Origin of the sequence: Sulfurimonas sp. HSL-3221 (genome assembly GCF_021044585.1) — a bacterium.
Lineage (GTDB): Bacteria > Campylobacterota > Campylobacteria > Campylobacterales > Sulfurimonadaceae > Thiomicrolovo > Thiomicrolovo sulfuroxydans.
Window position 1 is genome coordinate 150,883 of sequence record NZ_CP087998.1, and the last position, 13,714, is coordinate 164,596.

Annotated in this window: 15 protein-coding genes; 13 read left to right on the top strand and 2 right to left on the bottom strand. The window is 58.7% G+C overall.

The window, feature by feature from the left end:
• The first annotated feature begins 4 nt into the window (after positions 1 to 4).
• From LOH54_RS00810 to LOH54_RS00860, 11 genes are all read left to right on the top strand, one after another.
• Positions 5 to 1,309: a MotA/TolQ/ExbB proton channel family protein gene (locus tag LOH54_RS00810; protein ID WP_231019698.1), complete on the top strand. Its 1,305-nt coding sequence runs from the start codon at positions 5 to 7 to the stop codon at positions 1,307 to 1,309.
• 2 nt (positions 1,310 to 1,311) lie between these two features.
• Positions 1,312 to 2,466, top strand: coding sequence for an OmpA family protein (locus tag LOH54_RS00815; protein WP_231019699.1), 1,155 nt, complete (start codon positions 1,312 to 1,314; stop codon positions 2,464 to 2,466).
• Positions 2,459 to 2,605 carry a hypothetical protein gene (locus LOH54_RS00820; RefSeq protein ID WP_231019700.1) on the top strand — a complete coding sequence of 49 codons (147 nt, stop codon included), beginning with the start codon at positions 2,459 to 2,461 and terminating at the stop codon, positions 2,603 to 2,605. Before LOH54_RS00815 ends, LOH54_RS00820 begins: the two co-directional genes overlap by 8 nt.
• A gap of 25 nt (positions 2,606 to 2,630) precedes the next feature.
• Entirely contained in the window at positions 2,631 to 3,977 is a 1,347-nt protein-coding gene (locus LOH54_RS00825) for an NFACT RNA binding domain-containing protein (RefSeq protein ID WP_231019701.1), read from the top strand.
• 48 nt (positions 3,978 to 4,025) lie between these two features.
• A complete protein-coding gene (locus tag LOH54_RS00830; RefSeq protein ID WP_231019702.1) occupies positions 4,026 to 4,778 on the top strand; it encodes a phosphatidate cytidylyltransferase in 753 nt (250 codons plus the stop codon).
• A gap of 1 nt (position 4,779) precedes the next feature.
• Positions 4,780 to 5,853 carry a 1-deoxy-D-xylulose-5-phosphate reductoisomerase gene (gene dxr / locus LOH54_RS00835; protein ID WP_231019703.1) on the top strand — a complete coding sequence of 358 codons (1,074 nt, stop codon included), beginning with the start codon at positions 4,780 to 4,782 and terminating at the stop codon, positions 5,851 to 5,853.
• Positions 5,850 to 6,389, top strand: coding sequence for an RBBP9/YdeN family alpha/beta hydrolase (locus tag LOH54_RS00840; RefSeq protein WP_231019704.1), 540 nt, complete (start codon positions 5,850 to 5,852; stop codon positions 6,387 to 6,389). The genes dxr and LOH54_RS00840 overlap by 4 nt, the downstream gene beginning before the upstream one ends.
• Positions 6,386 to 7,363, top strand: a complete 978-nt coding sequence (gene tsaD / locus LOH54_RS00845; protein ID WP_231019705.1) for a tRNA (adenosine(37)-N6)-threonylcarbamoyltransferase complex transferase subunit TsaD — start codon at positions 6,386 to 6,388, stop codon at positions 7,361 to 7,363. Before LOH54_RS00840 ends, tsaD begins: the two co-directional genes overlap by 4 nt.
• Before the next feature lie 96 nt (positions 7,364 to 7,459).
• Positions 7,460 to 7,963: a thiol peroxidase gene (gene tpx, locus LOH54_RS00850; RefSeq protein ID WP_231019707.1), complete on the top strand. Its 504-nt coding sequence runs from the start codon at positions 7,460 to 7,462 to the stop codon at positions 7,961 to 7,963.
• Between the two features lie 88 nt (positions 7,964 to 8,051).
• Positions 8,052 to 8,810 (top strand): TIGR04219 family outer membrane beta-barrel protein, encoded by a 759-nt coding sequence (locus LOH54_RS00855; RefSeq protein WP_231019708.1) that lies wholly within the window; start codon positions 8,052 to 8,054, stop codon positions 8,808 to 8,810.
• A 90-nt stretch (positions 8,811 to 8,900) separates the two neighbouring features.
• On the top strand, positions 8,901 to 9,584 hold the full coding sequence (locus tag LOH54_RS00860; RefSeq protein ID WP_231019709.1) for a TIGR04219 family outer membrane beta-barrel protein: 684 nt from the start codon (positions 8,901 to 8,903) through the stop codon (positions 9,582 to 9,584).
• On the opposite strand, the gene LOH54_RS00865 is transcribed toward LOH54_RS00860, so the two are convergent.
• Entirely contained in the window at positions 9,581 to 10,369 is a 789-nt protein-coding gene (locus tag LOH54_RS00865; protein WP_231019710.1) for a UDP-N-acetylmuramate dehydrogenase, read from the bottom strand. The genes LOH54_RS00860 and LOH54_RS00865 overlap by 4 nt on opposite strands.
• A 1-nt stretch (position 10,370) precedes the next feature.
• The gene (locus tag LOH54_RS00870) at positions 10,371 to 11,234 is read right to left on the bottom strand and encodes a menaquinone biosynthesis family protein (protein WP_231019711.1); all 864 of its coding nucleotides are present in this window, start codon (positions 11,232 to 11,234) and stop codon (positions 10,371 to 10,373) included.
• Between the two features lie 149 nt (positions 11,235 to 11,383).
• Between LOH54_RS00870 and recA the strand changes: the two genes are divergently transcribed.
• Both recA and eno read left to right on the top strand, forming a co-directional pair.
• Positions 11,384 to 12,427, top strand: a complete 1,044-nt coding sequence (gene recA / locus LOH54_RS00875) for a recombinase RecA (protein ID WP_283949354.1) — start codon at positions 11,384 to 11,386, stop codon at positions 12,425 to 12,427.
• The gene (gene eno, locus LOH54_RS00880) at positions 12,424 to 13,692 is read left to right on the top strand and encodes a phosphopyruvate hydratase (protein WP_231019713.1); all 1,269 of its coding nucleotides are present in this window, start codon (positions 12,424 to 12,426) and stop codon (positions 13,690 to 13,692) included. The genes recA and eno overlap by 4 nt, the downstream gene beginning before the upstream one ends.
• Positions 13,693 to 13,714 lie beyond the last annotated feature (22 nt).

Genomic DNA, 13,714 nt, shown 5'->3' on the forward strand with positions numbered 1-13,714 from the left:
GGAAATGGTTATTGAAGAGGATCTCGCGGCGCTGTCCCAGCGCTTTAATCGCCACACTGTCTGCGGTATCCGCCTGTTCTGGCTGATGTCGCTGCCGCTGCTGCTCTGGCTCTTCGCCATGGCGGGGTTTGCGGGGCTTGTCAACTTCAAGGTTGAAGCGCACAGTGTCATTATGATGGGGGCCATCTTCCTGATCTGGCTCTTTTTCGCCCCGCACAACGCCTTCTACGCCTCGTGCAAGCTCCGGCGGGGTTTCAGCGGTATCCAGCGGGCGCTGGCGGCCTTCATCAACAAGAACATCCTCGCCGTCGCCGGGACAGAGAAGGCGAATGCGACGCTGGATGATTTCCTGGCCGAGTCTGCGGGGACGATACGCAACGAGAACTTCTCCTCCGTGGCCGCCGGGATCTTCCCGACGCTGGGGATCCTGGGGACCTTTATCAGCATCGCCATCTCGATGCCCGACTTTTCCGCCCAGACCTCCGAAGTGCTTGAGCAGGAGATCTCCCGGCTGCTCGGCGGGGTGGGGACGGCCTTTTACGTCTCCATTTACGGTATCTTCCTCTCCATCTGGTGGATCTTTTTCGAAAAGAGCGGCATCAGCCGCTTCGAACGGGACGTGGCGGAGATCCGCGAGGTGACGCGCCCCTTCTTCTGGGAGAAAACGGAAATGGAGCAGACCTACTACCGCCAGAGCCTGGCCCATTTCGAGAAGCTCGACACGCTCTTCGACGCGATGGCTTCGCGCGATTTCGTTGCGGAGGTGAACCGTACCCTGGAGCAGCGCCTGCACATTTTCGGCCAGATCATCGACCGGGAGCAGCAGGCGGCGGAAACCTTCGGGCAGCTGATGGCGCAGAGCGGTACGCTGTTCGACCGCCTTGCCAAAGAGCAGACCGCTTCGGCGGAGGCGCTGCAGCGCGTCGGCCTGGGGGTCGAGCGCTTTGCGGCGCAGATGCGCGAAGAGCATGAGCGGATGGAGCAGCGCCAGCACACCCTGGCCCGGGAGTATCAGCACGGTGTGACCGTCGCGGAGACCCTGGGCGGCGAGATTGCGCGGCTCAGCGAGGCGCTGGCCAACCTTAACGCCGGCAACGTCCGGGAGCTTTACAGCGGAGTGCTCTCCAACATCGAATCGATGAAACAGGAGATCGACCGGGTCGGTGTGCAGTTTGATGAGCATATCCGCGGCTTCGATGCGCAGTTCCTGGAGAAACTGCAGCGTACCCTGAAGCTGATCGATTCGGAGACGGCCCAGATCGTCGAGCAGATTGCCCGGCTGAACAAAAGCGACGGGGAGACGCGCTGAGCATGCTGCGGCGACGGGACAACGGCGAGCGGGAACAGAACTTCTGGATCTCCTATGCCGACCTGATGGCGGGGCTGCTCTTCGTCTTTATCCTGCTGGTGGGAGCGATCGTCGTCAAAACAGTATTGATGCGTTCGGATCTTTTCGCGATCCGCGCAGACCTGCAGGCGCAGAAAACGGCGCTCGGGCTAAGCGAGAAGGCGCTCTCCGAGAAGAAAAAGCGGCTGCGAGAGATCCAGGCACTGCTGGCCGCCTCTCGGGAGGCGAACGCCCACCTCAGCATGGAACTGGCCCTGCTGCAGAGCGAAGCGGAGGGGCTGAGGCTCTCTGTAGATGATTTGAATACGACCCTGCATGAGCGGACAACCGCACTGGCGCTGACCCGCGGGGAGATGGAGCAGCTCAAAGCCCTGCTGCTGGAGACGGAGACGCAAAGAGCTACTTTGCAAAGCGAGGCGGAGCGGCTCGCTTCTGAGCTGGAGACGGCCGAGAAACAGCATGCCGAAGACACGAACCTGATCAAACTGCGCGACGACGAGATGGCAGAGCTGGAGAAGGCGCTGCTGTTGAAAAAACGCGCCTACCAGAAGGTGGTGGAGGATCTGAACCTCACCCGCATCAAGATCAAGAACCTCACGGGGATCAAGGTCAAGGTCGTACAGCATCTCAAAGAGGAGCTGGGCGATTCGATCAGCATCGACCCCAAGAGCGGTTCGCTTCGCTTTGCGTCGAACGTGCTTTTCAACCAGGGGGAGGCGACGCTCAAACCCGAAGCGAAGCAGGAACTGAGCCGGGTGCTGGGGCAGTACATCGACGCCCTGCTCAGCGACAAGCAGATGCGGCGCTATATTGACCGGATCATCATTGAGGGGCATACGAACTCCGACGGCAGCTACCTTTTCAACCTGGAGCTCTCCCAGCAGCGTGCCCTGGCGGTGATGACCTTCCTCTACACTCAGTACCCGCAGAACCGGAAGCTTTTCCGGCAGTACCTGAGCGCGAGCGGCCGCAGTTTCACCGAGCCGGTGCTGGGGACGAACGGCAAAGAGGACAAGCAGGCATCGCGCCGCATCGAGATCAAGTTCCGCATCAAGAACGAAGAAGCAGTAAGGGAGCTGATGAACTACCTCAACGCGCAGGGGGACGGCGGTGCGTGACGAAGAGCTGCTGGTCCGGCCCGAGAAGCTCGAAGCCCTGCGCAAAGAGCTGACGCTGCAGGCCGAACGCCGCGAACGCATGCGCAAAGTCCTTGACCCGGCACGGAAAAAACCGTGGTGGCGGCGCCTCTTCTTCTAACGCCCCCTGCGCTATAATGCGCCCTATGAAACTCTCCCACCTGCGCCAGATCGCCGAGTACCTTCAGGCCTTCAAACATATCAATGCCATCCACCGTGTGAATGACACGACGATCAAGGTCGTCCTGGGGGAGAAGAGCCTCTATGCCAACATGCAAAAGGGCCACAGCTACCTGGCGATGTGCCGCCACGACATCCGGCGCAGCAAGGTCTACCAGGCCCCCTTTGACGTCGTGCTGGCCAAGCGGTTCAACCGCGCCGTCATCACGGACATTTCGCTCTACAACGACGACAAGATCCTTCGTATCGAAGCGGCGCTCAGCGGAGCGTACAAGCACTCCAAGACCGTCCTGCAACTCGAATTCACCGGCAAAACGACCAACGCGATCATCCTCGATGAGGATGAGGTCGTCCTCGAGGCGCTGCGCCACATCGATGCATCCACCTCCTACCGGGTCGTGCGCGTCGGCCAGCCCCTGCTGCCGCCCCCGCCCCTGGAGTTCACGCCGAAGGAGTACCCCCTCGATGACGTGGAGGCTTACCTCTACGAAGTGTGCGACCGGGAGCAGGCGGCGCGGCTGGCGGCGCTCAAGCAGCAAAAAGTCGGCCTGCTGCACAAAAAACTCCGACGGCTCGAAAAGCACCTCGAAGTCCTTGAAGACGAAGCGGCGCTGGAGGCGGAGGCGGCACGATTGCAGCACCTGGGCAACCTTGCCCTGGCCAACCTCTACAAGATCAAGCCCTACCAGACGCGTCTCACGCTGGACGACTACGACGGCAGCCCCGTTGAAGTCGAGCTTCCGCGCGCTTTCGCCTCCGCCCACCAGGTGAGCGACCACTTTTTCAAGCTGGCGAAGAAGACGAAGCAGAAGGCGGCGAACATGCATATCGAGCGCGAAGGGCTGGAAGGGAAAGTCAGCCACTTCGAGCACTTTATCGCGACGGTCGAGGGGGCGGCGACGGTCGAAGAGATCGCCCGCCTCTTCCCGCCGAAGCAGACGGGACGCACCAAAGAGAAGAGCGACGATGCGGTCGAGACCTTCTGGATTGAGGGGTACAAGGTGCAGCTGGGCAAGAACGAACGGGGCAATATCGCGCTGCTGCAGCGCGCCCGGGCCAGGGACATCTGGCTTCACCTGCGCGACCGTCCCTCGACCCACGTCATCATCACGACGGACAAGCAAAAGGTGCCCGAGAGCGTCCTGGAGGCGGCGGCAAAGCTCTGCGTCGATTTCTCGGTAATGAGCCCAGGGGTATTCGAGGTCGATTACACCCCGAGACGCGAGGTGAAGATCCAGGAGGGGGCGAACGTGCTTTACAACAAGTACGAGACGATGACCGTCTCCAAACAGGCCGCTGCTCCCGGGTCATAGGGGCGTACAGCCTACTTGTAGTATAATCGCTTTAAAAACGGGACGAAAATGGCAGCAACGGAGACGACAAAAAGGGTAGTAACGGGGGCCGCGCTGATCGGGGCGGTGATCCTGCTGGGCTGGATTGACAACTTCATTTTGATGTGGGCGGTCCTCGGCGGCGTCTACCTGCTCGCCTTCTACGAGGCGGCCAACCTCTACGGCCTGCACCACAACGCCTCTTTCGCTTTCGCGGCGATGCTCTGGCTTCTTGCCGCCGTCTACCCCTACCCGGATGACCTTTTCGTGTTGATGGGCGTCGTCTTCGCCGCCTATGCCGCTTACAAACCCCGCACCGACTGGCGCCTCTTCCTCCCCTTCGCGTACCCGACGGCGGGGATGCTCTTTTTCCTGACCCTTTATCAGGATTACGGTCTCGTGGCGATGGCCTGGCTGATCGTCGTCGTCGCTGCGGCGGATATCGGGGCCTACGTCGTCGGGAAAAGCATCGGGAAGACGAAGTTTTCCGAGACGAGCCCGAACAAGACGCTCGAAGGGGTTGTTGGCGGGATCGTCATCGCCACCATTGCCGGGGTCTTCGTTGGGCTGCGCGTCGTGAACGTCGAGGTCGCTATTGCCGTGTCGCTGGCGACGGCGATCAGTGCCGTGTTCGGCGACCTCTACGAGAGTTACCTCAAGCGCCGGGCCGGCGTCAAAGACAGCGGCAACGTCCTGCCGGGCCACGGCGGGGTACTCGACCGTATCGACGGCTACCTGTTCGGTGCCGTTGTTATGGTGATTTTACTGCGGGGACTCGTCTAGCGTGATTATTCTCGGTTCGACCGGTTCTATCGGTGTCAACGCCCTGGCGATTGCCGAGCGCTTTTCGCTCAACGTTGAGGCCCTCGTTGCCGGTAACAGCATCGACCGGCTCAACCAGCAGATCGAGAAGCACCGCCCCAACTGGGTCGTCATCGCGAACGAGGCAGATATCCCCAGGGTCAACCACCCCAATGTCCTGAGCGGGGAAGAGGCGATCCTGCGGGTGATCGAAGAGGCGGATTCGGAATTCGTCGTTAACGCCCTGGTGGGCTTCCTGGGGCTGCGCCCGACCCTCAAGGCGCTGGAGCGGGGCAAAAAGGTCGCCCTGGCGAACAAGGAGTCCCTGGTGGCGGCGGGCGCCTTTATCGATACCTCCCGCATCCACCCCATCGACAGCGAACACTTCGGGCTCTGGTACCTCCTCAATGACAGCCGCCCGGTCAAAAAGATGACCATCACCGCCAGCGGAGGGGCATTTCGCGACTGGCCGCTCGAGAAACTCGCCACGGCGACGCTGGAGGACGCCCTCAAGCACCCCAACTGGTCCATGGGGCAGAAGATCACGATCGACAGCGCCTCGATGATGAATAAACTCTTCGAACTGCTCGAAGCGCGCTGGCTTTTCGGGGAGCTCGACTACGATGCCATCATCGAGACCCGTTCGCTCATTCACGCCTTTGTCGACTTCGCCGACGGTTCAACGACGGCGCACATTGCCGGGGCGAATATGCAGCTGCCGATCGCCTACGCCCTGATGGGCAAGGTCGAGGAGCAGATCCTGGAACCCGTGGACCTGCTCAAAGTCGGCGGCCTGGAGTTCCGCGAGATCACGCAGGAGCGCTACCCGGTCTGGCAGATCAAAGCGGCGCTACTGCGTGAACCCCAGCGCGGGGTCGTCGTCAATGCCGCCAACGAGGCGGCCATTGCCCAATTTATCGCCGGCAAGATCGGCTTCCTCGATATCTCCCGCAGGGTCGTCGACGCCTTCGAGCATTTCGACCGGATGCCCCGGAGTGTCGAAGAGGTCTTCTCCATCGACGAAGAGGTGCGCGCTTACGTGGGAGCAGTGTCATGAGCAAAAAGGTCCTTCTGCTGCACGGCTGGGGCGGCAGCGACTACCCGCACTGGCAGAGCTGGCTGGCGGGGGAGCTGGCCAGGGATTACGGCACGGTCTGCTTTCCGCTGCTCGACCATCCTCACTTCCCTTCAAAAAACCGCTGGATGCGCCAGGTGAAAGCGTTGCTGGAGGAGTTCACACCGGACGTCGTCATCTGCCACTCCCTGGCGAACACCCTCTGGTTTCATCTCTGCCAGGAAGGGGAGATCGTACCGGTAGAGCATCTTTTTCTCGTCGCTCCACCGCGCCTTGACTGTGAGATCGAGACGATCAAAAGCTTCTTCCCCATCACACCGCCCGCAAACCTTTTTGCCGAGAACATACAGCTGGTGACGTCGACGACGGACCCCTATATGACCCCGGAGGAGGCGCAGGCGTTGCAAGGCGCATTGAATGTGCCGATGATGGTGCTGGAAGCGGCCGGCCATATCAACGCAGACAGCGCTTACGGCGAATGGCCGTGGATCCTGGAACAGGTAAAGGGCCTAGGGTGATTCTTTCCATCGAAAGCAGCTGCGACGACAGCTCAATTGCCATCACCGAGATAGCGACGAAGAAACTCGTCTACCATAAGAAGATATCCCAGGAGCTGGAGCATGCCGTATACGGCGGGGTCGTACCGGAGCTGGCATCGCGGCTGCACGCCGAGGCACTGCCGAAGATCCTGGAGGAGTGCAAAGGGTGGTTCGGCCAGCTCAAGGCCGTCGCCGTCACGAACGCCCCGGGCCTCTCGGTAACTCTGGTCGAGGGGGTGACGATGGCGAAGGCGCTCAGCCTGACGCTGAAGATCCCGCTCATCGGCGTCAACCACCTCAAGGGGCATATCTATTCGCTCTTTATCGAGAAGGAGACGCGGTTCCCGCTGACGGTGCTGCTTGTCTCCGGCGGGCATACCCAGGTGATCGAGGTGGAGAGCCTGGATCGGATGGAAACGGTCATGCGGACGATGGACGACAGCTTCGGAGAGAGCTTCGACAAGGTTGCGAAGATGATGGGGCTAGGGTACCCCGGCGGCCCGGTCATCGAGAAGCTGGCGCTGAAGGGCGACCGGGAGCGCTACCCCTTCCCCATCCCCCTGCAAAAGCGCGGCGAGATGGCGTTCAGCTACTCGGGTCTCAAGAACGCCGTTCGTCTGGCCGTCGAGGAGGGCAATGAAGCGGACTACCCCGACATCGCCGCTTCCTTTGAGCACATTGCCACCGAGCACCTCTTCCGAAAGTTACGAAAATATTTCAAAACCCGCCCGCCCAAGCGTTTTGCGATCGTCGGAGGCGCCAGCGCCAACCGCTACCTGCGCGGGCGCATTGAGGAGCTTCTGGCCCCTTTCGGCGCCGAACTGCTGCTGGCGGAACTGCAGTACTGCTCGGATAATGCGGCGATGATCGGGCGGATTGCCGTTGACCTCTACGAGGACAAATCCTTCACCTCCATCGACGAGCTCCATAGCGCACCCAAATCTGACTTTTAAACTCAACTTAAGAGTTCCCAGGTTGGGGGCTATTAAGACAAAAGTTATCCGAATTATGTAAAACTCCTGCATCTCAAAAAAAACAGGAGCCTCAATATGGCAACTACAATGCTCAAAGGTAACACAGTTAACCTCGCAGGTAACGAAGTAAACGTTGGTGATAAAGCACCGGAAGTTACAGTTGTAAACTCTAATGGTCTGGCAGACAAAGTTGTCGGCGGCGCGTCCGGCAAAAAACAGCTGATCGTTGTTGTCCCGTCCCTCGACACACCGGTGTGTGCAACGGAAACTCGTAACTTCAACAAGCAGGCAGCAGAGCTCGGTGACATTGACCTCACGATCGTTTCTATGGACCTTCCGTTCGCGGGCGGCCGTTTTTGTTCTACAGAAGGTATCGAAAACCTGACAGTCGCTTCCGATTTCCGTAACAAAGATTTCGCGAACGCTTACGGTGTTCTGATCGCTGACGGCCCGCTGGCCGGCGTTACTTGCCGTGCTATCTTTGCAGTAGACGCTGAAGGTACGGTCACTTACAAAGAGATCGTTCCGGAAATTACAGAAGAGCCGAACTACGACGCTGCACTCGCAGCCGTAAAATAAGCCGCACCCTCCTCGCGGAGGGATTCCCCTTTCCCCCGTATCTCCTTTCTGTGATATAGTATGCCTACCTGATGAAAGGTTGTACCCTATGGATAATCTGCTAAAAATTGTCATTTCACTGTTGCTCTTTTCCCTGCAGGGATTCTCCCAAGCGCTGGAGGTTGAAGCGGGTGGCGGTGCCTGGATGCAGACGCCGAAGGGGACGGTGGCCTATTCGACGTCAAACGGATCGGGAGATAGTACGTGCCGGGAGACAGAGGCAGCGATCGGGTATGCATGGCTCTATATCCGGCATCCGATTCCTGTTTTTCCGAACATTCGTCTGGAGTACAGTGCCGCCGGCAGTGACGGCGATGCGACGGTTGACCTTATTGCCCCGCTCGGAGTGATGGCCACTACCACAAGCCATTTTGACGTGAAGGCGTATGATGCAATCCTTTACTACAACCTGCTGAACAGTACCTTCTGGACGACCCTGGATCTGGGGCTGGATGTCAAGGTGGCCGGTTACACATACGACGTTGTTCCGACCGATGGCCTTCTTGCCTACGGCGGCTACAGCAGAAGCGGTACCCTGATTCTGCCGCTCGTCTATACACGGTTACGCGTCGACATCCCCGGCACGGGGCTCGGTATCGAAGGATTAGGCAGCTACATCACCTATGAAAAGTCGTATGTGTACGATGCGCGGATCAAGGCTGACTGGACGCTGATCTTTGTCCCGGGTGTCCAGCCCGGAATCGAGGTCGGTTACCGGATGCAGAAGGTCAAGATAGATGACGATAAAGAGCTGAAAGGCGATGTCGATTTCAGCGGCCTCTTCGTCGGTGCATTTTTGCGTTTCTAGTGCCCTGTAAAGAGGTTCCTCCCCTTTGACTCCCGAGCGAAATTTTTTTCTGATATACTCTGTTTTGATAACTTTGTAATAATGGAGTAGATGATGTCTATGAAAATGAAAACGGCGGCGGCACTGGTCGCGGCACTTTTCTCCCTGAACGCGTCGGCGGATTTTGTACGTGCTGAGGCCGGTATCGGTGCTTTCAATGCCGCACCCGGCGGTACGTTTGAACCGAAAAATGGTGGTGCTGCTACAGACCTTAAAGATGCGGGTATTGATACGGAGAACGATCTCTATGTCTGGGCCTATGTCAAGCACCCGGTACCGGTCATCCCCAACGTCCGTCTGGAGTACCTGAACCTGACGCATAACCCGAACGGGAGCAGTTCGTTCAACGTCAGCGAGCTTGACGGGATCCTCTACTACAACATTCTCGATGATACTTTCTTCGTCACCGTTGACATCGGTCTCGACGTCAAATACGTGACGTCAGGCAGCAAGGGCTTTGATGACTCGGAGACACTGGCGCTCGCTTATGCCCGCGCACGGGTAGAGCCGCTCGACTCCCTCGGCCTGGAGACGCTGGTCAAGGTGACGAACTACCAGGATAACAAGGGGTATGATTTCCGTATCAAGGCGGATTACACAATGACGTCCCTCCCCGTCATCCAGCCGGGCCTGGAGATCGGTTACCGTATTCACAAGGTGCAGTACGCGATCGGTGATTACATTAACAAGGGTGAATATACCGGTGTCTACGGCGGTCTGATGCTGCGCTTCTAAAGCCAGCGCCGGTCGATTACAATCACTTCCCGCTCCAGCAGGATGCCCTCACGCTCCTGCACGCGCCGCTGCGCCAGTTCCAGCAGAGTAGCCGCTTCCTCAAACGTTCCACTCCCCAGATTGACCAGAAAATTCGCATGCATGGTGCTGAAGGCCATATCCCCGATGTGGTACCCCTTGAGACCGACGGATTCGATCAGCCGTCCGGCATAATCCCCCGGCGGGTTTTTAAAGGCGCTGCCGGCGCTGGGGTCGGAGGGCTGGTTGGCCCGCATCTGTCTGAACAGTTCGATTTTGGACGGGTCGAATCCCGGTGCGATCTCGAACATTGCTTCAAAAACGACTTCGTCAATTCCGGTGGTGCGGTAGCCGTGGGGCACCTCCGCTTTCGCATGCCAACCGCTTTTCGTACGCAGGGCGATGAGGTGGTTGAAAATCTCGTATTCCTTCAGCCCCGCGTTCATCTTCAGCATGCCGCCGAGGGTACCGGGGAGGTGGGCGAGAAACTCGAAGCCTCCGATATTGTGTTTCTTGCAGAAGGAGACGACCTTGCCGCCGGGGGTCGCGGCCCCGATGTGCAGAATACCCGTTTCGATGCGGATGAAATCGTAGGTTTTGGAGAGCTTCATTAGCGGAGGGAGCTCCGTGCCGAAGAGGACGTTGTTGGCAGCTCCGATGAGGTAGGCATCAGTGGGATAGTCGTCGCCGTCGATCATGTAGACCTCGGCGACGGGTCCGATGCCGATGGAGCTGAGGCGGGCCAGGTCGATCGATTTGTAGGGCATGTCAGCTGTGGCGGTAGTCCAAGTACTCGCGGGGGATCGTATACTCCTCGGCACGGATGGGCGCGTCGTAAAAACCGTGTTCGAAACCGAGTTCATAGAGTTTGTCGATCGCTTTGTACTGCAGGTCGCTCAGTTCGACGGACTCGTCGTTGGCATAGAGCTCCAGGTAGCGGTCCAGCGTCGGGGCGTCGATGCGCACGAGCTTGTTTTCCAGCAGCAGTTCGCACAGCTCCGCTTTGCGTTCGCGGGCGACGCGGACGGCGTCGGTGAGCGTCTGTTCATAGGCGATGGCTGCGGTGAGCGGCAGGGAGCGTCTGATCGCCATGCCGCCCAGCGGCAGCGGAAGGTCGGGCCCGGCCAGTTCCTGCCAGACGTCCCACAGTTCGCGTTCGACCTCGAGGGTGTCGTCGAAGGTGAGGATGCTTTCATGGATCAGGACGCCGGCGTCGACGGTGCCGTTCTTGACAGCCTCCTCGATCTCGAGGAAGTTCATGTAGACGATGCGCGCATCGGGGTAGGCGATGCGGAAGAGCATCGCGTTGGTCGTGTAGCGGCCGCTAAGCGCGACTTTGAAACGGCGTTTCAGTTTTTCGCCTTTGCGTTTGATCAGCTTGGGACCGTACCCCTCGCCGAAGCTGACGGCGGTGCGCAGCAGGGCATATTCGTCGCGGATATGCGGGTAAAGAGCGAAGCTGATGGCGGTGATATCGTAGGTCCCTGCAAGCGCTTCGACATTGAGGGTTTCGATATCGAGAGGGATATTGTCGAAGGCAACGTCGGGCTGGGTGACCCATCCGAATTTGACGGCATAGTACATAAAGATGTCGTCGGCATCCGGGGAGTGGGCAATCAGCATTTTTTTCATTAAAGACCCTCGCGTTTCATTACGCCCATTTTAGCCAATGCGCGCTAAAATGCCGGAACGAATCGGCTATGAAAATATGGCTGTATGACATATTGTTTTTGATAAATTTCATTTTGCAATAAAATGTTCCAAAACCACCAAAAGGCTCTATGCACATGGACGCGAATAAGCAAAAATCACTCGAACTGGCGCTGAAGCAGATTGACAAGGCATTCGGCAAGGGGACGCTGATGCGTCTGGGAGACAAGGAGATCGAGCCGATCAGTTCCATCAGCACCGGCTCCATCGGTCTGGACCTGGCCCTGGGGATCAACGGGGTGCCGGAAGGGCGCGTCATCGAGATCTACGGACCGGAGAGTTCGGGGAAAACGACCCTGGCCCTGCAGATCACGTCCGAGGCCCAGAAAAAAGGGGGTGTGTGCGCCTTCATCGACGCCGAACACGCGCTGGATATCGGGTATGCGAAAAACCTTGGCGTCGACGTGGAGAACCTGCTTGTTTCCCAGCCCGACTATGGTGAACAGGCTCTCGACATCGTCGAAACCCTGGCACGTTCGGGGGCAGTCGACCTGATCGTGGTCGACTCCGTCGCGGCACTGACCCCGAAGGTGGAGATCGAGGGGGAGATGAACGACCAGCAGGTCGGTGTCCAGGCGCGTCTGATGTCCAAGGCGCTGCGGAAGATTACCGGGGTACTGCACAAGATGAACACGACGATCATCTTCATCAACCAGATCCGGATGAAGATCGGCACGATGGGGTACGGTTCGCCGGAAACGACGACGGGGGGGAACGCGCTTAAATTCTACGCCTCCGTGCGCATCGACGTCCGGAAAATCGCGACGCTGAAGCAGGGCGAAAGCCAGATCGGGAACCGGGTCAAGGCGAAGGTCATCAAGAACAAAGTGGCCCCGCCGTTCCGCCAGGCGGAGTTCGACATCATGTTCGGAGAGGGGATCTCCAAAGAGGGCGAATTGGTGGATTATGGGGTAAAACTTGATATAATTGATAAGAGCGGAGCGTGGTTCAGCTACGAAGATGTCAAACTGGGTCAGGGGCGTGAAAACGTCAAGCAAAAGTTTAAAGAGGAACCGGCGCTCGCTGTTGAAATCGAGAACAAGATACGTAATGCCATGGGCATGAGCAATATCATGCAGATGGATGAATCAGAAATGAATGAGGTTGATGAATGATTTATATCGATAATGTGACGGCAATGGAGGTGATGGATTCACGCGGGAATCCGACAGTCAAAGCAACAGTAGAGCTGAGCGACGGAACGGTAGCAAGCGCGATCGTCCCGAGCGGTGCCAGTACGGGGAAACGCGAAGCGCTGGAACTGCGCGACGGCGGCGACCGCTACATGGGCAAAGGGGTACTGACTGCGGTTGAGAACGTCAACACCCAGATTGCCGATGCCATTATCGGACTGAGCCCTTTCAACCAGGCGATGATCGATGCCGAAATGAAAGCGCTTGACGGGACGGAGAACTACTCCAATCTCGGTGCGAATGCGGTCCTGGGTGTCTCCATGGCCGTTGCACGCGCCGCGGCGGACAGCCTCGGCATGCCGCTGTACCGCTACCTCGGCGGCGCCAACGCGATGGTGATGCCGGTCCCGATGCTCAACATTATCAACGGCGGTTCCCACGCCGACAACTCCGTGGACTTCCAGGAGTACATGATCATGCCGGTCGGCTTTGAAGATTTCGCCGAGGCGCTGCGCGCGTCGGCCGAGGTTTATCACAACCTCAAAAAGATCCTCAAAGACGCCAACCACAACACGGCGCTCGGTGACGAGGGCGGGTTTGCCCCAGACCTCTCTTCCAACGAGGAACCGATCCAGGTCATCATGCAGGCGATCGAGAAAGCGGGCTACAAAGCGGGTGAAGAGATCGCGATTGCCCTGGACGTTGCAAGCTCCGAGCTGGTCGTCGAGGGCGGTTACCGTCTCGAATCCGAGAACCGCACCGTCACCTCCGAAGAGCTGGTCGCCTACTACGAGGACCTCTGCAGCAAATACCCGATCGTTTCCATCGAGGACGGCCTGAGCGAAGATGACTGGGCGGGCTGGAAAGTCCTGACAGACAAACTCGGCGACAAGGTTCAGCTCGTCGGCGACGATCTCTTCGTTACCAACGCGAACATTCTCGCCCAGGGAATCGAACAGGGCGTCGGAAACGCGATCCTGATCAAGCCGAACCAGATCGGTTCCGTCTCCGAGACGATGCTGACCGTCAGACTGGCACAGCGCAACGGCTACAAATGCGTTATGAGCCACCGTTCCGGCGAGAGCGAAGATGCCTTCATCGCCGATTTCGCGGTCGCGCTCAACTGCGGTGAGATCAAAACCGGTTCCACGGCCCGCGGCGAGCGTACGGCCAAGTACAACCGCCTGCTTGAGATCGAGAATGAGATCGTCTACGGCGAATACCTCGGCGCCGTACTCTTCAGCTAATCCTGCGCCGCGCTCCTGCGGC